22 protein-coding genes are annotated in these 25,396 nt (G+C 39.7%); 3 read left to right on the forward strand and 19 right to left on the reverse strand.

Annotated elements, in window-relative coordinates; genetic code table 11:
* Positions 1 to 33 precede the first annotated feature (33 nt).
* Together ptsG and hemL are read right to left on the reverse strand one after the other, a co-directional pair.
* Positions 34 to 2,034, reverse strand: a complete 2,001-nt coding sequence (gene ptsG / locus GSM42_RS19535; RefSeq protein ID WP_420821015.1) for a glucose-specific PTS transporter subunit IIBC — start codon at positions 2,032 to 2,034, stop codon at positions 34 to 36.
* A 429-nt stretch (positions 2,035 to 2,463) separates the two neighbouring features.
* Entirely contained in the window at positions 2,464 to 3,750 is a 1,287-nt protein-coding gene (gene hemL / locus GSM42_RS19540; RefSeq protein ID WP_160803231.1) for a glutamate-1-semialdehyde 2,1-aminomutase, read from the reverse strand.
* Between the two features lie 208 nt (positions 3,751 to 3,958).
* On the opposite strand from hemL, the gene GSM42_RS19545 reads away from it, so the two are divergent.
* Positions 3,959 to 5,089, forward strand: coding sequence for an NADH-dependent flavin oxidoreductase (locus GSM42_RS19545; RefSeq protein ID WP_160803232.1), 1,131 nt, complete (start codon positions 3,959 to 3,961; stop codon positions 5,087 to 5,089).
* Positions 5,090 to 5,572: 483 nt separating this feature from the next.
* Here the strand turns inward: GSM42_RS19545 and GSM42_RS19550 are convergent, their stop codons facing one another.
* From GSM42_RS19550 to GSM42_RS19590, 9 genes are all read right to left on the reverse strand, one after another.
* Positions 5,573 to 5,740: a hypothetical protein gene (locus GSM42_RS19550; protein WP_160803233.1), complete on the reverse strand. Its 168-nt coding sequence runs from the start codon at positions 5,738 to 5,740 to the stop codon at positions 5,573 to 5,575.
* A gap of 204 nt (positions 5,741 to 5,944) precedes the next feature.
* Entirely contained in the window at positions 5,945 to 6,985 is a 1,041-nt protein-coding gene (gene ahbA, locus GSM42_RS19555) for a siroheme decarboxylase subunit alpha (RefSeq protein ID WP_160803234.1), read from the reverse strand.
* Between the two features lie 3 nt (positions 6,986 to 6,988).
* Positions 6,989 to 7,966 carry a porphobilinogen synthase gene (gene hemB, locus GSM42_RS19560; RefSeq protein ID WP_160803235.1) on the reverse strand — a complete coding sequence of 326 codons (978 nt, stop codon included), beginning with the start codon at positions 7,964 to 7,966 and terminating at the stop codon, positions 6,989 to 6,991.
* An 18-nt stretch (positions 7,967 to 7,984) separates the two neighbouring features.
* On the reverse strand, positions 7,985 to 9,502 hold the full coding sequence (gene cobA, locus GSM42_RS19565; RefSeq protein ID WP_420821016.1) for a uroporphyrinogen-III C-methyltransferase: 1,518 nt from the start codon (positions 9,500 to 9,502) through the stop codon (positions 7,985 to 7,987).
* Positions 9,503 to 9,512: 10 nt separating this feature from the next.
* Positions 9,513 to 10,421, reverse strand: coding sequence for a hydroxymethylbilane synthase (gene hemC / locus GSM42_RS19570; protein WP_160803237.1), 909 nt, complete (start codon positions 10,419 to 10,421; stop codon positions 9,513 to 9,515).
* Positions 10,409 to 11,074 carry a precorrin-2 dehydrogenase/sirohydrochlorin ferrochelatase family protein gene (locus GSM42_RS19575; RefSeq protein WP_160803238.1) on the reverse strand — a complete coding sequence of 222 codons (666 nt, stop codon included), beginning with the start codon at positions 11,072 to 11,074 and terminating at the stop codon, positions 10,409 to 10,411. Before GSM42_RS19575 ends, hemC begins: the two co-directional genes overlap by 13 nt.
* Before the next feature lie 13 nt (positions 11,075 to 11,087).
* Positions 11,088 to 11,906 (reverse strand): cytochrome c biogenesis protein CcsA, encoded by an 819-nt coding sequence (gene ccsA, locus GSM42_RS19580; RefSeq protein ID WP_160803239.1) that lies wholly within the window; start codon positions 11,904 to 11,906, stop codon positions 11,088 to 11,090.
* Between the two features lie 11 nt (positions 11,907 to 11,917).
* Positions 11,918 to 13,243, reverse strand: a complete 1,326-nt coding sequence (hemA, locus tag GSM42_RS19585; protein WP_160803240.1) for a glutamyl-tRNA reductase — start codon at positions 13,241 to 13,243, stop codon at positions 11,918 to 11,920.
* Between the two features lie 413 nt (positions 13,244 to 13,656).
* Complete coding sequence (locus GSM42_RS19590) at positions 13,657 to 13,992, reverse strand: hypothetical protein (protein WP_160803241.1); 336 nt, start codon at positions 13,990 to 13,992, stop codon at positions 13,657 to 13,659.
* Between the two features lie 221 nt (positions 13,993 to 14,213).
* On the opposite strand from GSM42_RS19590, the gene GSM42_RS19595 reads away from it, so the two are divergent.
* Both GSM42_RS19595 and map read left to right on the forward strand, forming a co-directional pair.
* Positions 14,214 to 14,684 (forward strand): hypothetical protein, encoded by a 471-nt coding sequence (locus GSM42_RS19595; RefSeq protein WP_160803242.1) that lies wholly within the window; start codon positions 14,214 to 14,216, stop codon positions 14,682 to 14,684.
* 7 nt (positions 14,685 to 14,691) lie between these two features.
* Complete coding sequence (map, locus tag GSM42_RS19600) at positions 14,692 to 15,438, forward strand: type I methionyl aminopeptidase (RefSeq protein ID WP_160803243.1); 747 nt, start codon at positions 14,692 to 14,694, stop codon at positions 15,436 to 15,438.
* Positions 15,439 to 15,807: 369 nt separating this feature from the next.
* Here the strand turns inward: map and GSM42_RS19605 are convergent, their stop codons facing one another.
* The 8 genes from GSM42_RS19605 to GSM42_RS19640 all read right to left on the reverse strand — a co-directional run bounded on the left by GSM42_RS19605 (position 15,808) and on the right by GSM42_RS19640 (position 25,279).
* Positions 15,808 to 16,572, reverse strand: a complete 765-nt coding sequence (locus GSM42_RS19605; RefSeq protein ID WP_160803244.1) for an ABC transporter permease — start codon at positions 16,570 to 16,572, stop codon at positions 15,808 to 15,810.
* A complete protein-coding gene (locus GSM42_RS19610) occupies positions 16,565 to 17,494 on the reverse strand; it encodes an ABC transporter ATP-binding protein (RefSeq protein WP_160803245.1) in 930 nt (309 codons plus the stop codon). Before GSM42_RS19610 ends, GSM42_RS19605 begins: the two co-directional genes overlap by 8 nt.
* A 139-nt stretch (positions 17,495 to 17,633) precedes the next feature.
* On the reverse strand, positions 17,634 to 18,716 hold the full coding sequence (locus GSM42_RS19615) for a D-alanine--D-alanine ligase family protein (RefSeq protein ID WP_160803246.1): 1,083 nt from the start codon (positions 18,714 to 18,716) through the stop codon (positions 17,634 to 17,636).
* Positions 18,717 to 18,750: 34 nt separating this feature from the next.
* Entirely contained in the window at positions 18,751 to 19,350 is a 600-nt protein-coding gene (gene yihA, locus GSM42_RS19620) for a ribosome biogenesis GTP-binding protein YihA/YsxC (protein WP_160803247.1), read from the reverse strand.
* Positions 19,331 to 21,673, reverse strand: a complete 2,343-nt coding sequence (lon, locus tag GSM42_RS19625) for an endopeptidase La (RefSeq protein ID WP_160803249.1) — start codon at positions 21,671 to 21,673, stop codon at positions 19,331 to 19,333. Before lon ends, yihA begins: the two co-directional genes overlap by 20 nt.
* A gap of 44 nt (positions 21,674 to 21,717) precedes the next feature.
* On the reverse strand, positions 21,718 to 23,430 hold the full coding sequence (gene lonB / locus GSM42_RS19630) for an ATP-dependent protease LonB (protein ID WP_160803250.1): 1,713 nt from the start codon (positions 23,428 to 23,430) through the stop codon (positions 21,718 to 21,720).
* Positions 23,431 to 23,525: 95 nt separating this feature from the next.
* On the reverse strand, positions 23,526 to 24,662 hold the full coding sequence (locus GSM42_RS19635; protein WP_160803252.1) for a lipid II:glycine glycyltransferase FemX: 1,137 nt from the start codon (positions 24,660 to 24,662) through the stop codon (positions 23,526 to 23,528).
* Positions 24,663 to 24,964: 302 nt separating this feature from the next.
* Complete coding sequence (locus tag GSM42_RS19640; protein WP_160803253.1) at positions 24,965 to 25,279, reverse strand: chorismate mutase; 315 nt, start codon at positions 25,277 to 25,279, stop codon at positions 24,965 to 24,967.
* Positions 25,280 to 25,396 lie beyond the last annotated feature (117 nt).

Below are 25,396 nucleotides of genomic sequence, written 5' to 3' on the forward strand. Positions count from 1 at the left end.
CTAAACAACAGGTCTTCCTTCCCCTATTCTACCTTAATCGATCTTTACTATTTGATTTTCTTCTAATTTTACCATTCCTTGCTTTAAGACGGTTACTTTTTCACCTTCTTTTAGATTGGTAAAAATAATTGGGGTAACAATCGACGGAGCATTCTTTTTCAAGAAATCCAAATCCACATCAAGCAGATGCTGACCTTTCTTCACTTGATCGCCCCCTGTCACATAAGCAGTAAAACCTTCTCCTTTTAATTCAACGGTATCAATACCAATATGAATCAAAATCTCATGTCCACTGGTGGATGTTAAACCAATCGCATGCTTTGTTGGAAATAACGTTTCAATTTTCCCATCGCATGGGGCAACGATCTTACCACTAGAAGGGAGGATAGCAAATCCGTCACCCATCATTTTTTGCGAAAATACCTGATCAGGCACTTCAGACAATGGTACGATCTTACCTTCTATTGGAGCTACGAATTCACCCATATTTTCGTCTGCTGGTACGGAAGGTGTATCCCCAATTGCTTCTGGTTTGATCGGATTAGTAGGAATCCGACCTTCCATCACATCTTGGATTTGCCCTTTTAGTGTATCCGATTCGGGTCCAAATATCGCTTGAATATTGTTACCAACTTCCAACACACCCGCAGCACCAAGTTGTTTTAACCTCTCTTTGTCCACACTATTTGCATCGTTGACCGATACACGCAAACGTGTTATACAAGCATCCAAATGGGAAATATTTTCGCTGCCGCCAAGCGCCGAAAGTATTTGTACTGGCAACTCATCTTTCCCACCATCTTTGGCTGTAGTTGTGCTCTTTTCTTCACTCGTATCATCCCGTCCAGGAGTTTTGAGGTTGAACTTGCGAATTGCAAACCGGAAACCAAAGTAATAGATTACTGCAAATACGAGACCGATCGGAATTACAAGCCACCATGCAGTACGATTTTGAAGTACTCCGAACAAAAGATAATCGATGACACCACCCGAGAAGGTCATCCCAATTTTCACATTGAGTAATTGCATTACCATAAAAGAAAAACCAGCAAATACTGCATGAATAGCAAACAATAGAGGTGCTACAAACAAGAAGGTAAACTCAATGGGTTCGGTAATCCCAGTGAGAAAAGACGTCAGAGCAGCAGAACCCATGAGACCTGCTACATATTTCTTGTGTTTGGGTAGCGCTTCATGATACATCGCAAGTGCTGCCGCAGGCAGACCAAACATCATGAATGGAAACTTACCAGCCATAAATGTACCCGATGTAAGTTCTACCCCATCTTTGAGCTGAGCAAAAAAGATTTTTTGGTCCCCGCGTACAATCTCACCGGCTTTGTTTACATATTCCCCAAATTCGTACCAGAATGGAGAGTAGAATATGTGATGCAAACCAAATGGAATTAAAGAACGCTCAATAATACCAAAGATAAAAGCAGACAAGGTAAGGTTCGCATTTACCATACTAGTAGAAAATGTATTTAAACCATGTTGAATAGGCGGCCAAATAAAGACGAGCAAAACACCTAAAATAATAGCGAAAAATCCAGTGATAATCGGAACAAATCGCTTACCGGCAAAAAATCCTAGATAAGATGGTAACTCAATTTTGTAATAGCGATTAAACAAAATCGCAGCTAATGCTCCCACGATAATCCCACCGAATACTCCAGTCTGTAAGGTAGGAATTCCTAAAATACTCGCATAGGCAGGGTTATCAGCTATTTTCGCTGGGTCCAACTGTTTCGTAGCGATTAAGATTGTGCTCATCGTTTTATTCATAATGAGATAACCGACGATAGCAGCAAGTGCAGCAACACCATCACCAGCTAAGCCTACCGCAACACCAACTGCAAAGAGCAGTGATAAGTTACCAAATATAATATCCCCAGCTGAAGATAACACATTGGAAATCAATTGTATCCAAGTTGCGTTTAAGGCAGGAATACGTTCAATTAAAGTAGGATTTTGCAAGGCAGTACCAATACCGAGCAAGATACCAGCTGCTGGCAAAATAGCAACAGGTAACATCAATGCTCTCCCCACTTTTTGAAGTGCTCCAAAAAGCTTTTTAAACACAAACATACACCCTTTCTGTCGTAGAAATACAAAGAAAAATAAATGCAAAAAAACCAGTCCACAAGTAAGAATTTGTATGTAAAATCGCCTTAAGCATACTCAGATACTCTTTAGCGTTCTCCACAACAATATTTTCTACTCATGCCTGATCGAATCAGTCACACGTATAAATAATATAATTTTCACATATGCGCAAAAAAGTATGCGCTTACATACATCCCCCTGTCTGTTAATCTCAATTTCAAAGCACAATTAGTATTAAACTATAATACGTTTCATAAATCAATATAAAAATATGCAAAAACAAAATGAAAATATCGTGAAAATAGCCAAAACCGGCTGTCTCCATATTAGAAACAGCCGGTTTCGTACCCTTTTTTCTTATATATTTTTTAATGCTTTGCGATTTGCTTCCAATGTACGATCAATATCTTCATCTCTATGAGCAAGAGAGAGAAACATACCTTCAAATTGGGATGGAGGCAGTAATACTCCTTCTGCTAGCATATTGCGATAGTACTTAGCAAATAAATCGGTATCTGCTGTTTTTGCTTCCTCATAACTTACTACATTTTCATTGGTAAAGAATAGACACACCATAGAACCAACCCGGTTTATATGGTGAGGCACTCCTGCTTCCTCAGCATTTGCTCGTAAACCTTGTTCCATCTTCTCTCCCATACGCTCCAAATGCATATAAGAGTCAGGAGACAATTCACGCAAGGTAGCAATTCCTCCTGCCATCGCAAGTGGATTTCCTGATAGTGTTCCAGCTTGATAAACAGTACCGGCTGGCGCAATCATTTGCATGATTTCTCGTTTACCACCGTATGCACCTACTGGTAATCCGCCACCGATCACTTTACCCATTGTTGTCAAATCAGGTGTAATCCCATATCTCCCTTGCGCAGAATGATAATCAACACGAAATCCGGTCATTACTTCATCAAAAATAAGTAAAATGCCATATTGTTCGGTAAGCTGGCGAAGCCCTTCTAAAAATCCAGGCTGCGGAGGAACAACACCCATATTACCTGCAACTGGCTCTACAATGATTGCAGCGATATCATCCCCTACTTGCTCACAAACAAGGCTAACACTTTCTAAATCGTTATAAGCAACAGTCAATGTGTGCTGAGCTGTGTGTTCCAAAACTCCAGGGCTATCTGGAAGACCCAGTGTCGCAACTCCTGACCCTGCTTTAATTAATAAGCTATCCGAGTGCCCATGATAACTGCCTTCAAATTTTAGAATTTTTTTCCTGCCTGTATACGCCCGTGCTAAACGCAAAGCACTCATAGTTGCTTCTGTACCAGAGTTAACCATCCGAACGACTTCAACAGAAGGCACACGTTCTTTCACTAACTCTGCCATCTCGGTTTCTAGAACAGTAGGTACACCAAAGCTTGTACCTTTAAGCACTGCTTCTTGTAATGCTGCAACTACATTTGGATGCGAATGTCCTAATATAAGAGGTCCCCATGAACAAATATAGTCTATATATGTATTTCCATCGATATCAGTTAAGGTAGCACCTATTCCACTCTCGGCAAAAATAGGATGATCCATCACAGAACGAAAAGCTCGAACAGGTGAATTTACCCCACCTGGAATAAGTGGTAATACTTTCTCAAACTGCCCTTTTGACTGCTCATATTGTCTAGCCAAAATCTACACATCCTCTCAACATCCATTGCATGATGAGTTTATTGTAACATGATGTGTTTGGAAAATGAAAAGCAGAAGTGATCCAAACTCTCCTATTCTCTATAAATCATATACCAAATGGAATATAATTATATATAAATATGTATTTTTATTTATGATTCAGATGGATTATCATGAGAGTAACACATCAAGAAGAGATCTGCTCTACATGAAAAACCAATTTAAAAAATTATTTGAACCAGTTACATTAAATAAACACGTTACATTGAAAAACAGAATAATGATGGCACCCATGACCCATATGGGTTCGAATGATGATGGCTCCATTTCTGAACAGGAAATAAAATACTATGCACGAAGAGCAAATGGAGTTGGTGCAATCATCACTGCGGGCACTTATGTAATGAAAAATGGCGGCTTACCAAAAGGACCAGCTGTCGATCAGGATGAGATGATTCCAGGCTTACAAAAACTAGCCTCTGCGATACAGAGAAAAGGCGCAAAAGCCATCTTGCAGATTTTTCATGGTGGCCGACAATCTTCTGCTATGGAAAGCGGAGAAGTTGTCAGTGCAAGTAATGTACCAGAAGAAAGGCAAGGTGCTCCTGTACCTCGAGAATTAACGCAAACGGAAATAACAGAAATCATCTCAGCATTTGGACAAGCAGCTAGGAGAGCAATTGAAGCAGGATTTGACGGGGTCGAAATTCACGGTGCAAATGGCGGATTAATCCAACAGTTTTTTTCTCCTCATGCAAATAAGCGAACAGACAACTGGGGTGGAACAATCGAAAACAGGATGAAATTTGGCTTGGCAATACTAGATGGAGTGAATCAAGTGGTAAAAAAACATGCAAAAAGTCCCTTCCTAGTGGGATATCGGATCTCACCTGAAGAAGTAACAACACCTGGAATCACAATGGCTGACACATTATCTTTCATTGATGTGTTAGCTACCAAACAGCTAGACTATCTTCATATCTCATTAAATCATTTTTGGACTCCACCACGAAAGGGTGTCAATGATTCACGATCAAGACTAGCAATCATCCAAGAGCGTATCGGTGATAAAATACCTATTATCGGAGTAGGTGGCATTTATACCCCCGAAGATGCATTACGAGCATTAGAGACTGGAGTTCCTTTATTAGCGATTGGACGTGAACTATTGCTTGACCCTGATTGGGTTACTAAAGTGAAGATGGGAAAGGAAGAGGAAATAAAAACAACCCTATCTCCATTCGATCAAGAGAAACTCCTTATTCCAGATGGACAGTGGAACCTTATCACTAATTTTGGATGGGTAAAGATGGACAAAGGAGCGAGCCAAATTCTATAAAGTTTCATTTCTTGGTATAGTAAATAGAAACAAAAATAAACAAAAGAAATCCGCCATCGGTATCAGTAAAAAATGAAACCGTGCGGATTTCCTGCTCATCTAGCATCTATCTTTTTACCATCATTGTCATTGGCCGGATTAATAATTTCATTTTCATGAATTCATTAATCCGACCACCTTCTCGGGGGAAACTCAGTCGAGAAGAGTCCGATCACCCTGCTTGGGATAGCAGGCACGGCAGTCCTTGTTACCACAGCGTGTGTCCTGCTCCTTGCCCGCGACAGGCTGAATCTTCGGGTTACTTCGCTTACCGCATGCGAGAACCGCACCCTTGATCCTCTTGCTGTCCATGGTAACTCCAATCTGGTATACAAATGGCATTATTTTATCGAACACTATTATTTTATTAGAAATATTAGATTATTTCTACTCATTTTAGCTGCCCCCTATATAGATTTTCTACATAGAGGGCAGAGTCACAGCTCAGATGTACTGGAGTGCCTGTAGGATTCGCTCTCGACGCATCTGGTCAGCGCCATTCAGTTTATCTGGATCGAGTTTAAGGACAGCCATACGGTATTCCTGCAAACTCTTCTTTTTGATGGCACTTTCCTGTACTATATCTGCATTATGTGGGACTTGTACTATCAACTTAGCCTCGACACTTTCCGGGATCCCAAAGTATCGAGTCAATTCTGAAATGTAGTTATAAAGCTCCAGAGTATCCACTGCAACTCCCTTCAAAGAGATGTGTTAACTATCTCTATTTTACAATATTTATAATTAATCTGAAAAGTATAGTTGAAAATGATAGAGCCCACTTTATCTAGAATAGTAAAGTGGGCTCTATCATTATTAAACATAAAAGCCTTCTTCGATTACTTTCCCTTCCCATACTTCCATTTCTGGTGTAAAGTAGGAAACCCTTGTCTTTTTATACTCTTTGGTGGAGTATAAAGTTGCTCGTTCTTTGATGCCTGTTTCATCTTCAATCGCCTGTAAAATTTCTTCACATTCTTCATAGGTACGACCATGAACCATAGTGAAGATCGTGTAAGGCCAATCGGGATAAGTAGGACGTAGGTAACAATGGCTAACTGCTTTAAATGCTGCCATCTCATAACCTACTTCATCGGTTTTATCTTCCGGCACTGCCCAAACCCCCATACCGTTAAAGCGGAAGCCGGCTTTGCGATGGTTTAAAACTGCGGAAAAACGACGCATTTGTTTTTTTTCTATCATTTGTTTTCCTGCTGATAGCAACTCTTCTGTAGCAACACCTAAATCTTCAGCCCATCCATCAAATGGACGAGAAACTATTGGTAAGTCTTTTTGTAGTTGACGAATGACTGCAATATCAAAATCAGTAATTTCCTTTACCGCATTTTGACGATCTGCTTCGGTATATTGCGGTTTCGCTTTTGCTTTGGTTGCATCTTCTTTGCCGGTCATGTCCAGCTGCACACCAATTTTATATAACTTCAATGTAGGCATGAGACGAATCACGTCAACACCTGCTAACTTCCCAAGTAAATCTACGGTTTTCTCTAAACCTAATTTACTATTTGGTGGTACAGCAATGGTAAACCAAAGGTTGAAGTCATGATTTCGTTTGTAATTATGAGTTACACCTGGATGTTGGTTGATCACTTGTGCTGCTTGATCAAGTCGATCTTCTGGAATCTTTGCTGCTACTAAGCTAGATTTGTATCCTAGAGTACGAGTATCAAAAATAGCGGATAACTGGCGGATAGAATCCCCTTTTAACTTCTTTGTCCGCTCCAGTACCTCGTTTTCTTCAATCCCTAATTTTTCGGCAATCACTTGAAATGGTTGTGGAACGAGCTCAAGTCCTGCTTGGAGTATATTTAATAATTCTTGGTCGATATGATCCATATTCTAGATACTCCCTTCTTTTAGCCATTTGGCAACATCTTTAGCATGATAAGTAAGAATAAGTTCTGCACCAGCTCGTTTAAAACCGATAAGTGTCTCTAGCACTACTTTTTTTTCATCGATCCAACCATTTATTGCAGCAGCTTTTACCATCGCATACTCTCCACTTACGTTGTACGCAACAACAGGTAGATTGAATTCTTGGTAGACTCGATGAATGATATCTAAGTATGCAAGTCCTGGTTTTACCATCAACATATCTGCGCCTTCTGCAATATCTGACGCAGCTTCGCGTAGCGCTTCTCTTGCATTCGCTGGGTCCATTTGATAGGTGCGACGATCACCAAATTGTGGTGTGCTATGTACTGCATCACGGAAAGGACCATAATAACCCGAAGCATATTTTACAGCATAGGAAAGGATGGGAACATCAACAAACCCCGCTTCATCTAAACCTTGGCGAATCGCAGCAACGAATCCATCCATCATATTGGATGGTGCAATCATATCTGCACCAGCTTTCGCTTGCGAAACAGCAGTAGCTGCTAAACGCTTTAGAGACTCATCGTTTACAATCTCTCCATCTTCCACTACTCCACAATGTCCATGTGAAGTAAACTGACAAAGACATGTATCTGCCATCACATATAGTTCTGGGAAACTTTCTTTCACTTGGCTAATCGCTTTTTGCACAATACCATGTGCATCATCTGCAGATGTACCGCATTCATCTTTTTCATGTGGGACACCAAAAATCATAATAGATAAAATACCTAATGATACTAATTCTTCTACTTCTTCATTCAAACGATCCAAGGAAAAATGATAGACACCTGGCATCGAAGAGATTTCGTCTTTTTTATTCTCCCCTTCTACCACAAAAATCGGATAAATAAAATCTTCAACACGCACATAATTTTCTTTTACCATGTTTCGAATGGCTTGATTACGACGAAGACGACGATGTCGATGAAAATGCATAGGAAGTCCTCCCCAAAATTATAAAGTCTGTACTGCTTTCACGAGTCCGTCAATTGTATATTCTTCCGCTACTACATCGACCTTTAGACCAAGGCTTTTTGCTGTTTTGGCAGTAATGGGCCCAATACATGCTATTTGTGTTTTTTGTAACAATGTCTCAATATCCGTTGTAGCCAGACGAATGGAATGGATAAAATTACGCACAGTAGAAGAACTGGTAAATGTAAGTACATCGATTTGCTGTTGCATGAACATGTTTACAATCTCCTGTGCATTGGTGGCATCAATTTTTGTATCGTATGCATCCACCTCGGTCACAGTACAGCCCATTGCCCGAAGTTCGACTGCCAATACTTCACGGGCAATATCTGCTCTTGGAAGCAATATTTTTTCCGTTTCTTTTACGAGTGGACGAAGATGCTCTACTAGTGCTTCTGCTTTATACTCGTCTGGTAATGCCTCTACTAACAATCCTTTTTCTTCTAATGCAGCAGCGGTTTTTGGCCCGATCGCTGCTATACGGGCATTTGCCATCTGGCGAATATCTATTTTTTGTTTCCGAATGCGATCAAAGAAAAACTTCACTCCATTAACACTCGTAAAAATAACCCAGTTATACTCCCCGATATGATGTAGTGCTTCATTAAATACATCTCCATGTTTTGGCTCTACCAAACGAATCACAGGAAATTCAATCGCTTCTCCACCGAGATGATCGATCATCTGAGTCAACTCACTGCTCTGGCTTCTCGCTCGTGTAACTAAAATACGTTTACCAAACAGGGGCTTGCGTTCAAACCATGATAATTTTTCTCTCAATTTCACTACTTCACCCACAATAATGATAGCAGGAGAACCAAAACGGGCATCGTTTACCTTTGCTACAATATCGGATAATGTACCTACAAGTGTCTCTTGCTCTATTCTTGTTCCCCAACGAATAAGGGCAATTGGAGTTGTGGCGTCACGACCGTATTTCGTGAGTTGTTTCACAATAAAAGATAAATTGGAAACTCCCATGAGAAAAATAATCGTCTCTGTTGCCGTAGCAAGCTTTTCCCAGTTGATCGAGGACTCTGTTTTTTCAGGGCGTTCATGCCCCGTAACAATTGCAAAAGAAGAATTAAAATTCCGATGTGTTACAGGTATACCTGCATATGCTGGTACTGCAATTGCTGAGGTAATGCCGGGCACTACTTCAAACGGGATACCTGCATCTACTAAGCGCTCTGCTTCTTCACCACCACGACCAAAAATAAAAGGATCTCCACCCTTTAACCGAGTAACAACATTTCCTGCTTTTGCTTTTTCTACTAACAATTCATTGATCTCATCTTGTGTTAACGTATGACGATCAGGTAGTTTCCCAACATAAATTCTTTCTGCATCAGGACGTGCATTTTGTAATAATTGCGGACTAGCAAGCCGATCATAAACGATGACATCTGCTCTTTCAATAGCTTGTTTCCCTTTTACAGTGATCAAATTCGGGTCCCCTGGACCTGCACCGACCAGATAAACCATGGCACTCATTATTAGCACTCCTCTATACCATTGCCAAAATCTCTTTTGCACCTTGTTCCATTAGTTTTTGGGCAAGATTTTTTCCCACTTTTATTGGATCTGCTCCGATCTCTATTCCTTTTATGACTGGTTTCCCTGTTGGAGAAGCCACCAATCCTGTCAAATGTACTGTATTATTCTCCCAAGTGGCATAACCTGCTACTGGAAGATGACAACTGCCTTCAATTGCTTGCAAAAAAGCACGCTCTGCACTTACGGCATTTCCAGTGGCTGTATCATGTATTCCATCTAGTAGTTCTATAATCTCATGATCATCTGATCGGCACTCTATCGCAAGCGCACCTTGTCCAACCGCTGGTAGCATAGTAGAGACAGAAAAATACTCACTTATTTCTTCTAATAAAGTTAATCGTTTCAATCCAGAAACAGCTAAAATAATAGCATCAAATTTTCCATCGCGAAGTTTCGCTATTCTCGTACCGACATTTCCTCGAATAGATTCTACCACTAAATCTGGACGAATAGCCAATACTTGTGCTTGTCTTCGCAAACTACTTGTACCAACAACCGAACCAGAAGGTAATTCTTCCAATGCCAGACCGTCCCGAGATAATAAACAATCTCGAACATCCTCACGTATAGGAACACAACCAATCTTCAATCCAGTTGGCAGATCTGCTGGCATATCTTTTAAGCTATGTACTGCTAGGTCTATTTGCTTATCAAGGAGTGCTTGTTCGATCTCTTTTACAAACAATCCTTTCCCTCCTACTTTGGAGAGCGTAACATCTAACACCTTATCCCCTTTTGTAACAATTCTCTCCAATTCAATGGAAAGCTCAGGGTATACGTTTAATAACTGAGAACGAACCCAGTTGGATTGTGTGATCGCCAGATGACTTTTTCTTGTTCCAATAACTAATTCCCGCATTTTGCTCCTCCTTTCACTTTAATTTGATCTTCTAACCAAGTGAACATCTCTTGTCTCGCTAAATTTGGGCGTAATCGACAAACTTCTATCCACTTATCGCTTACGATATCTTTCATCAGTTGGTATCTCATTTTTGGGTCATCTATTTCCCATTGGATTCTGGAACGGAGTTCTTGGCTTAACTCTAAGAGCAACTCATACTCATCACCGTATCGAGATTCCAGATCATGTCGAATCTGTTTTGCGAGTGAAGGGCTAGCCCCCTCCGTCGACACAGAAATGGTCAATTTTCCTCGTTTAAATACAGATGGCACAGTAAAGTTACATAGCGATGGTTGATCAACAACATTGACCCATTGCTTTCTTTTCTGGGCATCTTCATAAATTTGCAGATTAACTAAAGCTTGATTGGTAGCAGCGATAATTAAAAAACATTCTGCTCCATCTTCCGTCTGATAATTTCGTAACTGCAAGCGAATTCTTTTTTGTTTCGCATAGCGGCGAATTTCGTCTGTAATAGCAGGACTGACCACTGTTATATGTGCTCCGGTAGGTAACAGTGATTTAATTTTACGCTCTGCTACTTTTCCTCCACCCACTACTAAGATGTTTCGTTCATTCAGATCAACCATCATTGGGTAAGAATGTGCCATAAGTACCCCTCTTTTAAGAAATCCAGTGATGAAAAGAAAAATGAACCTTGGATAAAAAATAATTAGTGATAATAAAGAACATGGAAAACACAACCCACCATGCAATTTTTTGTGTTGCTATCCATCTTGTCCAAGCCATTCCAAAAAGAACCGCATAAATAAGAAATAGGAATAAGGATCCGATCACTTTTACATCTGTCCAATGAAGGCTTCCATAAACCTGATATGCCCATACGCTACCTAAAATTAAGGAAACCAATAAGAGTAAAGCTCCGATCCCAATTAACCAAATCATAAATTGTTCCAAGTTTTCAAGACTTGGCAATCTACGCATGATCAAATTCCACTTTTTTTTCTTGAGCATTGACCTACTTATCAGGTATAAGATAGCACAGATACCTGCCAATGAAAAAGTTGCATATGCGGACACTGCGAGTGTTATGTGTACAAATACCAATTCTGTAATTACATCTGCTGGTGCTGTTAAAGCTACTTCTTTGGAAACAAATAGATGGACAGTCAAAACGGTAATACCAATCAAACTTGTACAAAAAACAAAAAGATCCAAATGAAAAACAAGCGAAATACATAAGGTAATACTGATTAAGGCCCATGTATACACCAGCAATGGTTCAATCTGTCCGGATATATGCCCTTTATCCATAAATCGCATGACGATATCCAATGTCAGGGTGAGCCATACGACAATAAGCAAGGAGCTAGATAAGATCCTTGCTTGTGTGTTTGGACGGAGCAACGCTGCATAAGAAAATAATAAGCTTAACACATATGCATAAAGGACAAAATCAAAAACCCAGCGCTCTGTAAACATAGATCCGTCCCCTAATTCATAAGTGGCTGACCCATAGGTCGCACTTTTCCTTGAACTTCGTCTGTCTGCTCATTATCTAGTTCCAGTGCAAATAAGTGCTTGAACAACTGAAGTGCAACTTCTTTTTCTTCTGTACTAGCCAATTCTTTCATTCGCATTATTGGATCATGCATCATTTGATTTACAATACTCTTGGTTTGTTTGTTGATCACTCGTCTTTGTTGCTCTGTGAGATCAGGTAACTTACGCTCTATTTTCATCATGGCATCTGCTTGAATTTGTAGAGCTTTGGTTCTCAGAGCAGAGATAACAGGAACAACTCCAAGTGTATCAAGCCATTCTTGAAACAAAGTTTGTTCTTCCGCTATCCAAGCACCAACACGTTCTGCTTCTTGCTGACGTAACCCTATATTAGCAGCAACGATTTCTTCCAAGTCATCCATATTGTACAGAAACGCATTGTCCAACTCATTTACAGAAGGGTCGATGTCCCGTGGTACTGCAATATCAATAAAAAACAATGGTTTTTTACGCTCTGATACTACAGTTTGTATCATTTCATGCGTAATCACATAATTTTTTGCTCCTGTAGAACTTACTACTACATCTGCTGCAAGTAGGGCTTGGGGCAAAGATCCCCATGGATAAGCTGTTCCATGAAAAACTTTAGCCAACTCCTCCGCTTTAGAAAAAGTCCGGTTCACCACTAGCACGTCTTTTACACCAACTGATTGAAAGTGTTTTGCTGTTAATTCACTCATCTTACCTGCACCTACCAATAACACGGTTTTCTTCGCAAATGAGGTAAAGAGTTTTTTTCCTAATTCTACGGCTGCGTAACTGACAGAAACTGCATTTTGACCAATCTCTGTTTCGGTGTGCGCTTTTTTTCCGAGAGAAATAGCTTGTTTAAATAAATGATTAAAGAGTGTCCCAGTAGTACCTGCTTGCAAAGCCATTTGAAAAGCATGTTTTACTTGTCCTAAGATCTGCGTTTCGCCTATAACCAAAGACTCCAAACCACATACCACACGGAACAAATGCTCCACTGCGTCTTTGTTAGTCTTCACATAGAGATGAGGGACAAATTCCTCTCGGGAAACACGAAACCAGCTCTCGAGAAAAGCTTTGGCATAATATTCCCCAGTATGAAGCTGGTCTGCAACAATATACAACTCAGTCCTATTACAAGTGCTAACAATCACGCACTCCAACATACTCTTCATATCACGAAGGGAACGCAATGGTATCGCAATCCGATCGGGATCGAAAGAGAACTTCTCTCTGAGTTCAACTGGTGCAGTTTGATGACTGAGACCAACAACAAGGGTATGCATCTTTTCTCACCTCAATTTCTATATAGAAATAACATAAAAACCGCACATAAAACCATTCACCATTATAGCACATCCTTTGTATTTCTCCAGATGCATCTGTGAACACCTCATGAAGCATCTATCTATAGCTCAAGTATTTCCCATACTCTCTTCCAATTCATCAAATTAGATTTATTTTCATTTTATACTTATTATAATTTATTTTTATCAAAGTTGGCTAGCCATCTTTTATATGTTCTAGTAATCAGTTTTTATAGACATTGCTGAAAAAACCAAACAAATAGAATTTGTTTGGTTTTTTGGTTTCCTTATCTATATGAACTCATATTTTGTCAGGCCGATCTCGCATCCTATGAAACATGGAAGGGAGATCGGTCTGTCCGAACTGTGGATGATCAAACAGATACCGCAGGTCAGTCCAGCATACTGAAGATCCACTCCATGAAGATCGGTCCGTAGAGCACCGAGCAGACCAGAGAGGACAGGAAGCCGATGATGAAGAACTCCACCTTACCGGAGTATTCCCACCAGTGTCCCAGGTTGTAGCGGAAATGTACCGTCACACGACAGATCCACCGGATCTCCGTCACCCACAGAAGGAGGAGGAGAACACCGGGAATTGCGAGAATGGGAGCACTGAGGTTGGTGAACAGAACGAGATACCAGAACAGGCACGTCAGCAGGAAGGTGAGTCCCCAGCAGAAGAACGTGTTCCGGTCATCCTTCTTCGCGGCAGCGGTCTGGACCATGATCCACTCCATAAAACTTGGTTCGGACAGTTATATCATTAGTATACATTGTTTTTTGTGATAGACAAATTACTTTAAAGCAATTCAACTTGTTTCAATTGTAATCTCGTTCTTGGCTACAGCAAACAGTATGGGAATTCAAAAACAACAACAGAGCACTTTTCATGATATGATAAATGAGACAAATTTCTTAATTGTTTCAATCGAGGAGCGACTTATTTATGCAAAATCGAGTCATTGGTTTTTTTCTAGTCATCATGGGTGCCATCCTTCTGATCGTAGAGGCAGACTGGGCAAATTTACATTCATTCCTTAGTTGGTCTTTTATCTTATTTGTAGTGGGTATATTTCTCATTTTCTTTTCTTTTTTACAAAAACAAAGCCATCTCACTTTGCTTGGCGGTATTTTTGCAACAATTGGAATATCCGTCTGGGGTTTTCAATATGTAGAACAATGGCCCAGACACTGGAGTATTATTGTAATAATGATCGGGGTAACATTGATGTTACAATATATCCTGAATCAGAATAACATAACCTTAGTAATCGGGATTGTATTATTGCTCAGTGGAGTTTTTGCATGGCCTGGTTTAAAAGAAATTACGTATTTAGCCCCCATTGCTACATTTACAAATGTGTATTGGCCTATTTTTATTGTTGGATTGGGAGCGATCTTTATTATAAAAAAATAGGAGGAGTATGATGGGGATCAAGTCTTTAGCAGAAATAAATAAAATGAAAGAAGCAGGACAACTGTTAGCTTCCTGCCACCGGGAAATCGCCAAACGAATAACCCCAGGAGTTACAACATGGGAAATCGATCAATTTGTAGAAGAGTATTTAGACAAACATGGTGCTACTCCTGAACAAAAAGGATACTTAGGCTATCCCTATGCTACCTGTGCTTCGATCAATCAAGAAGTATGTCATGGATTTCCCAGAAAAACAGAACTAAAAAATGGGGATATTGTTACCATAGATATGGTTGTTAATTTGAATGGATGGTTAGCAGATTCTGCTTGGAGCTATGCAGTTGGAGAAGTAAGTGCAGAAGCAAACAGACTGCTGCATCTAACCAAAGAGTCTCTATATAAAGGAATAGAGCACGCACAGGTCGGCAATCGGATTGGAGATGTTTCACATGCCATTCAATCCTTTGCAGAATCAAAAGGGCTATCTGTAGTCCGTCCTTTTATCGGTCATGGCATAGGCAAACGCATGCACGAACCACCTGAAGTCCCTCACTACGGATCTCCGCATACCGGTCCCCTGATTACCGAAGGGATGGTTTTTACGATTGAACCTATGCTCAATCTTGGTAAACACCATGTACGTGTATTAGGAGATGGATGGACAGCCGTAACAGGTGATGGAAGCTTATCCGCACAATACGAACATACAATAGCCATTACCAAAGATGGTCCCCTCATATTAACAGAACAATAAAATAGAACCCTCAGTAAAGAGTAGCCAACTATTATTGGGGGTTCTATTATTTATCTAAAAACTTTTATTGTTAGTTCTCTTTGGCGAATCTTGCCTATTTAGACAAGACTCGCCTTTTTGTCCATCATTTATGACTGTCGAGCCTTGTACTCTTCGACAGTCACAAACGCATGAGGTTGACCATGATCGATTCGACAACGACCACGTACGCCGATTGCCAGTGCTCCCATCGATTACGAGAGCATTACACTCAAAGTACTTCTGCTCCATCACTCTCCTGAAGTTGTGAGACTTATGGAGATATTTAATGATAACTTATATTTTCTAATATTCAACACATCTAATTGATTATTTTGGTCTCTATAACCATCAACTTGCCACATCTCGATTGGAAAACGTGACCCAAGTCGCAACCACAAACAAAATAAAATATACTCCTAAAACACATAATGCAAATGCCAATGTATTGAGAGCGGAAACAGCTCCATCATGGGAGGCATATTTGGTTAAATTCAATTGCGTAAAAAATAAAAACTTGGACCATGGTTTCGTTTGCAGGAAAAAAGCAATAACTGTATTGGTCAGATAAAGAAACATCGATACTCCCAATGCCAATGAGCGATTGTAGGATATAACAGCAATCATATACGCAAGGGTGATCATAAATAAAGACTCCAAAAAGGAAAGACCAGCAGCTTTTGCTAAAATCATTACTCCCTCGCTAGAAAGGGATGCATCTGTATACAACAAAAATCCGAACATAAGGGTGAGTACATAATAGAGTATCGATAAAACCAATGCATAAAGGACAACCAATGTATACTTTGCCCATAATATTTTGGTTCGTGTTACAGGACGAATCAAAAGCAATTTCACCGTACCTGAAGAAAATTCAGCAGCCATAATACCTGCAGCCCAAATAATCGAAAGTGTTGTAATGACAACCATGGGAGTGTCCGCACTACTTAAAAAATAAGAAAAGGGATCTGCCACGAATTGATCCGTTTCGTCTACTGGAGCCATTGCAACATTGAAAAAGATAATAACAAAATAAAATCCGAGCATAACCCAATTACTTACTTGACTAAACATTTTCATGTTTTCATTTTGGATGAGACGTATAAACTTAATCAACCGATTTACCTCCTGTTATCTCCAAAAACTCATCTTCCAATGATTTCACTCTTGTCTCAACTGCAAAAATGGAAACATCTTCTGCTACTAAGTTTTTCACTAATTTTGGGACATTGTCTCGCTCTATCTCAATTTCAAAACTCGTCTGATTGGAATATAGTAGGACAATTTTTTGTAATTGCAGGATGGATATCGCTTTCTCCACTGGATTTACTTGAAACTGAACGATCTGTTTCTTTGCTTCTGCTGTCACTTCTTCTTTTTGAATCTGTTTTTCGCCTATCAGTTTTCCAGATTGAATAATTAATGTGCGATCACACATCAATTCAATTTCCGATAATAAGTGACTAGAAACCAAGACACAAACGTCTTCTTTATCAGCCACCATTCGCAAGTAATCACGAAACTCGCGGATTCCAGCAGGGTCCAGTCCATTGGTAGGTTCATCCAAAATAAGCAAACTCGGTCTATGTAATAGAGCTTGTGCTAATCCAAGTCTCTGTCTCATTCCTAGCGAATATGTACTCACTTTTTGTTCGATTCTATTTTGCAAACCAACTAACTCGATTACTTCATCGATCCGTTCTTCGGTAACGCCATCCACCATACGTGCATAATGCAACAAATTTTTATAACCAGACATATATTTGTACAATTCCGGATTTTCTACAATAGCACCAACATGGCTGATCGCTTTTTCAAAGTCTTGTTGCACATCTATTCCTTGAATCAAAATTTCACCAGCAGTAGGAGCCATCAAACCAACGATCATACGGATCGTAGTGGTTTTACCTGCTCCATTTGGTCCTAAAAATCCCACCACTTCTCCGGGAAAAAGTTCAAAAGACAGCTGATCGATAATCGTTTTGTTTCCAATTACCTTTGTTATATGATCCAATTGCACTACAGGCTGCTTTGACATTCAGAAACTCCTCTGTATTTATTATTCACCTATTTATTTTACATTTCTATTATGATCAGAACTCATTTTAATTGGCAAGTCTTACAAACAAAAAAGGCTCCTTCATAGGAAACCTTTCTTGTTTTTATATAAGCATCACTTATCTTGTAGTACGTAAAGCTTCTTTCAAAGAAAAGCGTTGTATCCCTAATTGGATTAATTCCGAAATAAGATCTGTATACTCCAAACCAGAATGCTCCCACATCTTTGGATACATGCTATAAGCAGTAAACCCAGGCATCGTATTGATCTCATTAATTAAAATTTGCCCATCATCTTCTCTCACAAAAAAATCAACTCTGGAAAGACCGCTTCCATTGATTGCTTGGTATGCTGTAACAGCCATTTCACGAATCTGCTCTAACGTAGTTTCTGGTAATTGTGCTGGTATTTGCAATTTAGAGGTTCCACTTATGTATTTTGCTTCGTAGTCATAATACTCATTGGAAGAGATTATTTCGCCGGGAAGAGATGCTCTTGGATGTTCATTTCCCAGTACAGCAACTTCAATCTCGCGCCCGGGAACAAATTCTTCAATTACGATTTTGCGGTCATAAGCTCTTGCAGTAGCGATCGCTTCTTCTAAAGCTTCTTTACTGTCTGCCTTGGAAATACCGACGCTGGAACCCAGATTTGCTGGTTTCACAAAACATGGATAACCTAGTTGATGCTCCACTTTTTGAATAATTTCCTCTGTAGATTCAGCAAATAAGAACACCAAATACTTTGCTTGAGGAAGTCCTGCATCTTGGAAGAGAACTTTGCTGATTGCTTTATCCATGCCTACAGCGGATGCCAGTACACCTGCTCCCACATAAGGAAGATGAAGCATTTCCAACATACCTTGAATCGTTCCATCTTCTCCATAAGTCCCATGCAATACTGGAAAAACAACATCTACATATTCATAAAACGAAGCTGGCAATACATTGCCACGATAGCTTTCCACTTCAGGGACCAAATGTTTCAATTGATCCAAAAAAGGAACATCTAGATGTTTTTGGAGATAGGAAAAAGCTTCTTCTCCCAGCAACCATTCTCCTGATGGACTGATACCAACTGGAAGTGGTGTATACTTGCTTTGATCTATCGCTTTGAGAACAGAAGAAGCAGATAAAAGACTCACATCATGTTCTCCTGATTTACCACCAAAAATAATAGCAACTACCTTTTGTTTGCTCATGATTCCCCCAGCTTTCTCCTGCTAATATTTAAGATTATTCTTCTACAGATTGACCTATTCGCTGTTGAATTTCTGCCAATAGTTCTTCCTTACCCATTTTTGTCTCTGCTGAGAACAGGATTAAAGCATCCGATGAATCCATTTGCAAAACTTCTTTTACTACTTTTAAATGCTTATGCCATTTGCTTTTAGGCAACTTATCAGCCTTCGTAGCTGCAACAATGACAGGTATTTGATAATGCTTTAAAAATTGATACATATTTTGATCATCTTTGGATGGGGGATGACGCAAATCTACTATTTGAACCACACTTACTAAGTTCTCCCGTTTGGTGAAGTAGGTTTCCATCATTTTTCCCCAAGACTCTCGAATCTTTTTGGATACTTTAGCAAATCCATATCCTGGAACATCAGCAAAAACCACTGATTCATTTACGAGAAAAAAATTAATGGTTTGTGTCTTTCCAGGCTTGGAGCTTATTCGCGCTATATTTTTCCGGTTTACCAGACAATTGATTAAAGAGGATTTCCCAACATTGGAACGGCCAGAGAGTGCGATCTCCGGCCGATTTTCCGTTGGATATTGATCTGGTAATACGGCACTAGTCATAAATTCAACCTGTGTGATTTTCATCGGTTTCCCTCGTCAGTGCAATCTTTAACACTTCATCTAAATGAGATACAGGTGTAAATGTAAGATCTTCTTTTACACTTGCTGGGATATCCACAAGATCTTTCTCATTTTCTTGTGGGAAAATAATATGTTCGATGCCTGCGCGATGTGCTGCCATCGATTTTTCTTTCAGCCCGCCAATTGGCAGGACTCGTCCTCGCAGGGTAATTTCGCCCGTCATCGCAACTTTATTGAACACTGGTGTGTTGGTTAAAGCGGAGACGAGAGCAGTTGCCATGGTTATCCCAGCAGATGGTCCATCTTTTGGAATAGCACCTTCTGGTACATGGATATGAATATCGTTTTGTTCATGGAAATTTTCTGGGATGTCCAGTTCCTTTGTGCGTGAACGAATATAACTAAACGCTGCTTGAGCAGACTCTTTCATCACATCGCCAAGCTGACCTGTCAATGTGAGCTTTCCCTTACCAGGAAGTAAAGTTACTTCAATAGCTAGAGTGTCTCCACCAACTTCTGTCCACGCCAGCCCTGTTGCTAACCCTACTTGATCTTTGGATTCTTTGCGTCCAAAGCGGTATCTTTGGGGACCTAACATGTCGTTTAATTTCTCTTCTGTAACTACAATCTGATCCGTTTTTCCTGCAACGATATCTTTCGCTGCTTTTCGGCATAACGTTCCAATTACTCGTTCTAAGCTACGAACCCCTGCTTCTCGGGTGTAGTAACGAATTATCCCTAGTACCGCTTCTGGTTCAATGGATAGCATCTCTTCTGTCAAGCCGTGATCTTCGATTTGTTTTGGAATAAGGTACGTTTTGGCAATCTGTTCTTTTTCCAATTCTGTATAACCAGAGAGATTGATAACTTCCATCCGATCCAGCAGTGGTCTTGGAATACTGTACATGGTATTCGCTGTCGTGATAAACATAACTTTAGATAAATCATATGGTATTTCAATATAGTGATCGCTATAAGTAGAATTCTGGTTTGGATCAAGCACTTCTAATAATGCAGAAGCTGGATCTCCACGGAAATCACTGGACATCTTATCAATCTCATCTAATAAAAATACAGGATTCGCTGAACCTGCTGTTTTCATCCCTTGAATAATACGACCTGGCAAAGAACCGATATACGTACGGCGATGTCCGCGGATCTCTGCTTCATCATGTACTCCACCGAGAGATATTCGGACAAATTTTCGATTTAAAGAACGAGCAATTGATTTTGCTAAAGAAGTCTTCCCTACTCCAGGCGGCCCTACTAGACAGAGAATCGGTCCTTTTAGCTTTTTCACCATTTGTTGCACAGCTAAGTATTCCAAAATTCTCTCTTTTGGTTTCTCCAAGCCAAAGTGATCTTCATCTAAGATCTTTTCTGCAACATTAATATCCAATTGATCTTCTGTTTCATAACCCCAAGGTAAATCCAGTAACCAATCGATATAGTTGCGAATGACACCACCTTCAGCAGAGGTTGTAGGAGTTTTTTCCAAACGGTCAATTTCTTTCTCCACTTTCTCTTTGACTGTGTCATCAGCCTTTAACTTGGATAATTTTTCTCGAAGCTCTTCGACTTCACCTGAACGACCTTCTTTGTCTCCTAACTCTTTTTGGATAGCTTTCATTTGCTCACGCAAGTAATATTCTTTTTGCGCCTGCTCCATCTGTTTTTTCACTTGAGCATGTATTTTACGCTCTAATTGTAAAATCTCCTTCTCATTGTGAAGAAGGCTTAATAATTTCTCCAAACGTTCTTTCACGGTTGGTAATTCTAAAATAGCTTGCTTGTCTGTCAATTTCAACGGAAGATGAGAGGCAATCGTATCTGCCAATCTGCTTGGCTCTTCAATATCTTCAACCGTTTGGTACGTATCCGCAGAAAGTTTCTTTGAATAACGCAAATACTGGTCAAAATGATCAAGTACAGATCTCATTAATGCTTCCATATCTTGGTCTATTGCCACTTCTTCGTGTAACTCTGAAACGCTTGCTTCATGATAAGACTCGTTATCGGTTAAGGAGAGGATATTTGCTCGATGCAATCCCTCTACTAATACGCGTACTGTTCCATTAGGCAATTTTAACATCTGTCTTACTTTTGCAATTGTCCCGACAGCAAACAAATCTTTTTGAGCAGGCTCTTCTATCTGGGCATCTTGCTGGGTTACCAGCAAGATGTGATTCTCCTCAACCATCGCTTGGTCCAGCGCATTAATTGATTTTTCTCTACCTACATCTAGGTGGAGGACCATACTGGGAAAAACCAAAAGTCCACGTAATGGGAGAAGTGGATAGGTTTTTTCTTGTTCATGTTGAGCCATGTCTGCACCTCCATGCTGTCAGCTTAGTCTTGAAAAATTTTATCCTATTCGTTTTTGTTTGTCCAATCGTATGAAGATTTCATAGAAGGGACAATACCATCTGCTGCCCATGTATTTCCAAGTCTAGCATGATCTGCTGTCTCTTCCTTCTGATCAAACGCTAAACTGATCACTTGTTCTAAACGTTTTACCGGTATCACTTCAATGTCATCTAATTCTTTAAAGAGAGATTGCATATTTTCATACGGAATAAATACACGCTTCGCACCAGCTTGACGCGCTGCATCAACTTTAGCAATAACGCCACCCACCGGTTTCACATTTCCATGAATACTAAGTTCACCTGTCATCGCTAATGCATTATCTACTGGGATGCCTTTGACTGCGGAGTAGATCGCAGTAGCAATGGTAATCCCTGCGGAAGGACCATCAAGTGGGATTCCTCCAGGAAAGTTCACATGTAAATGATACGATTCTGGGTTGATATCTGTTTTCCGTAATACCGTAATCACATTTTCAATCGAACCACGAGCCATACTTTTTCTACGTAGCGTTCTTCGGTTACCGCCTAGTTCTTCCTCATCCACTACTCCTGTAATTTGCAAAGATCCATTACCGTTTGTAGCTATCGTGGCAGTAACCTCTACTTCCAAAATCATTCCTGTGTGATGTCCAAATACCCCTAACCCAGTAGCAAGTCCGATATGAGCAGAAGCAGGCATCTTTAAATCTGGGCGTGGGCTTAACTGACTAACATGCACAACCCACTCAAGATCAGATGTTTCTACTTTTTTTCGACCATCTGTCATCGCAAGGCCGACAGCTGTTTGTACCATATTCACTGCATCACGACCGCTGCTTGCATAACGTTCTAAAACTCGTATTGCCTCAGGTTCAAAAGCAAAAGAAATTCGCTCTAAAGCTTGTTCAGCAACTTTTCGAATTTCACTAGCCAAAAGAGGACGAAAATAAATTTCCATACATCGGGAACGTATTGCTGCTGGTATTTCGTCTGGTGTACGTGTCGTTGCACCAATCAAACGAAAGTCTGCTGGTAGTCCATTTTGAAAAATGTCATGAATGTGAAAAGGCGTATTCTTATCTTCACGGCTATAATAAGCACTCTCTAAAAACACCTTACGATCCTCTAATACTTTTAAAAGCTTATTCATCTGGATTGAATGCAGTTCGCCAATTTCATCAATAAATAATATTCCACCATGTGCTTTGGTAACTGCTCCCGGCTTTGGCTGCGGAATCCCTGCCATCCCCATTGCTCCTGCACCTTGATAAATAGGGTCGTGTACAGATCCAATCAATGGATCTGCAATCCCACGTTCATCAAATCGAGCTGTGGTTGCATCTAGTTCCACAAACTTAGATGTCTCATTAAAAGGAGAATGATCGTTTTTTTTCGCTTCTTCCAAAATAACACGTGCTGCTGCTGTTTTCCCTACACCAGGTGGACCATAAATAAGCACATGTTGCGGATTTGGACCACATAGAGCTGCTTTTAAAGCTCGAAGCCCTTCTTCTTGTCCAACAATATCTGATAAACGAACTGGCCGCGTTTTCTCCGCAAGTGGTTCTGTCAAAGAGATATTACGCATTTTCGTCAGCTTTTCAACTTCTTTTTTTGATTCCTTATCGACTGCACTTTTATTGGATTGCTGTGTTTTTAATAAATTAAAAAAGTACAAACCGATTACAATTGAGAAAAATACTTGCAAAACCATTACAATGGTAGTCCAATTCATATAGGACATCCTTTCCCCTAAACTCCATCTACTTTCCTAGTATCACCGAAAAGGGAAAGAATATTTCCTATACACACATGATTGTTTACGAAGATCTACCGTTTTTTCATATACATATCAAATGCCCAGTGCAACATAGGAATAACAGGATAATCCCATTCTCCAATCAGCTCGCAAACATCTCCGGCAAATCCCACTTTGAATTTGAGCAGTTCAAAATGATGGTTTTTTTCATCTAATGAGATACTTACTCCTCGGAAATCGAATGTTTGATCGCCATTGGCATGTGCGTCTTGGATCATTTTCCAACGAAGTAAATAACTCGCTGCGTGATCAGTCTTTCTCAGCTGCGCACTGTACAAATCCCAAACTTGTCCATTCACTCGCGTTGCAAGCGCTGCACTGACCAATTGATTATTTTGGCGAGCATAATATATTTTAATTCTCGTCGGATCCTCTTTGGATAATTTTTCAACCATTTTTTGAAAATATACGATATCTCTTGATTCCTTTTGTTCTTGCTTCGCCTCTTGTGCCAGAAGAGCATGAAATTCATGAATATCCTGCAAACTTCCGACACTTACTTCTACACCTTCCCATTCAGCTTGGTTAATTTTCTTTTGCCAAATGGGGTGGAAAGATGCAAATATTTGATCTAATCCTTTGTTTGCCATGTCTAAACGATAAATGTAGCTGGGTTGAACAGTATCAAAACTATCATCCGCTATCTTTTGACGCCAGCCCATCTCATTTAATTCTTGCTGGATAAATTCTACTTCTCGATAAACTTGATTAGGAGGCAGATCTGTGATTTTTTTATTTTTTAATCCATGTGTTTGAAATTGAAGCATACCGTTGGTGATCCCATCACTAGACCATTTCTTTTTTATCAGTGGTGGGTCAATTTTAACACTAAAAACATTACGTTGCTTGAGATGATGGAATAAAACATGAAACCAATCTTTTAAGGTGTATTCTGTCGAGAACCAATCAATTAATGGACCTCGTGGTATGTATGCTAAAAACTTATTTAAACCCGGTACTTTTCGATATAAAACATTCGTGCCACCAACCATTGTTCCATCACTGTTCATCCAGCCCAAAAATTCACTTGACCACTTCCACTCAGCCTTTAGATCAGACCATGAAGGATACTGAAAAAAATTACGTAATGGGTGATTTTCTACGAAATTTGTATAACTGTTTCGGTCTACCACCACTAATTTTAACAACTATTTTCACGCCTTTCTCTGATGCATTTAATTCTATGTTTTATTTAGATACCAATAAAAAACAGTTCACCCGGTATTAGGTAGAACTGCTATTTGTACTTGTCTGTAAATAGCTATTTCATTTTAGCACATCATACACAAATTGGACACAAAAAAAAGAAATGCATCCTGTATATATCCTACACAATTACCCAAATAACAACGGATATTATTTCATTATTAGAAAAAAATAACTAAAAATAAAATATTTTTCTCCCATAACAAAACCAAATTCACCAAATTATAATAAGAATTATCAGAATTTACCATTCGTTATTTTTCATTTCCCCCAAGGAGACAAACTCTTCAAATTCTTTCCTTTCCTCCTCAATAAAACGAGCAATCATTTTGCGATATAACTCCTCTACAATCGATGATTGCATTCCATTTTTATCTGCAATTTTCTTCACTTTTGCTATGACTTGTTCCACTCTTGCTGGAGCAGCGACATCTTGTTGATTCGTTTTATGATATGCTGCCTGTTTGACTAGTTTATAACGTTTTGCAATGAGCTTTATGACTTGCTCATCAATTTCATCAATCTGATTTCTAATCTGTACCAATTCGTCGGTTGCCATCCTATCTTCTTCCCCATTCGTTTCTAATAACTTTAAAGTCTAATATTTCTTCATCAAAAAGTCAAAAAAATGGGATACTTTCTTTCTTAAAAAAAGTGATCCTCAACAAGAGGATCA

Origin of the sequence: Shimazuella alba (genome assembly GCF_009831235.1) — a bacterium.
Taxonomy (GTDB): domain Bacteria; phylum Bacillota; class Bacilli; order Thermoactinomycetales; family Thermoactinomycetaceae; genus Shimazuella; species Shimazuella alba.

Coding starts and splice junctions, on each gene's coding strand:
- ptsG (WP_420821015.1), bottom strand. CDS start 2,034: ATGTTACCTGTTGCTATTTTGCCAGCAGCTGGTATCTTGCTCGGTATT.
- GSM42_RS19545 (WP_160803232.1), top strand. CDS start 3,959: ATGAAAAACCAATTTAAAAAATTATTTGAACCAGTTACATTAAATAAA.
- ahbA (WP_160803234.1), bottom strand. CDS start 6,985: ATGGATCATATCGACCAAGAATTATTAAATATACTCCAAGCAGGACTT.
- hemB (WP_160803235.1), bottom strand. CDS start 7,966: ATGCATTTTCATCGACATCGTCGTCTTCGTCGTAATCAAGCCATTCGA.
- hemC (WP_160803237.1), bottom strand. CDS start 10,421: ATGCGGGAATTAGTTATTGGAACAAGAAAAAGTCATCTGGCGATCACA.
- GSM42_RS19575 (WP_160803238.1), bottom strand. CDS start 11,074: ATGGCACATTCTTACCCAATGATGGTTGATCTGAATGAACGAAACATC.
- ccsA (WP_160803239.1), bottom strand. CDS start 11,906: ATGTTTACAGAGCGCTGGGTTTTTGATTTTGTCCTTTATGCATATGTG.
- hemA (WP_160803240.1), bottom strand. CDS start 13,243: ATGCATACCCTTGTTGTTGGTCTCAGTCATCAAACTGCACCAGTTGAA.
- GSM42_RS19590 (WP_160803241.1), bottom strand. CDS start 13,992: ATGGTCCAGACCGCTGCCGCGAAGAAGGATGACCGGAACACGTTCTTC.
- GSM42_RS19595 (WP_160803242.1), top strand. CDS start 14,214: ATGCAAAATCGAGTCATTGGTTTTTTTCTAGTCATCATGGGTGCCATC.
- map (WP_160803243.1), top strand. CDS start 14,692: ATGATGGGGATCAAGTCTTTAGCAGAAATAAATAAAATGAAAGAAGCA.
- GSM42_RS19610 (WP_160803245.1), bottom strand. CDS start 17,494: ATGTCAAAGCAGCCTGTAGTGCAATTGGATCATATAACAAAGGTAATT.
- GSM42_RS19615 (WP_160803246.1), bottom strand. CDS start 18,716: ATGAGCAAACAAAAGGTAGTTGCTATTATTTTTGGTGGTAAATCAGGA.
- yihA (WP_160803247.1), bottom strand. CDS start 19,350: ATGAAAATCACACAGGTTGAATTTATGACTAGTGCCGTATTACCAGAT.
- lon (WP_160803249.1), bottom strand. CDS start 21,673: ATGGCTCAACATGAACAAGAAAAAACCTATCCACTTCTCCCATTACGT.
- lonB (WP_160803250.1), bottom strand. CDS start 23,430: ATGAATTGGACTACCATTGTAATGGTTTTGCAAGTATTTTTCTCAATT.
- GSM42_RS19640 (WP_160803253.1), bottom strand. CDS start 25,279: ATGGCAACCGACGAATTGGTACAGATTAGAAATCAGATTGATGAAATT.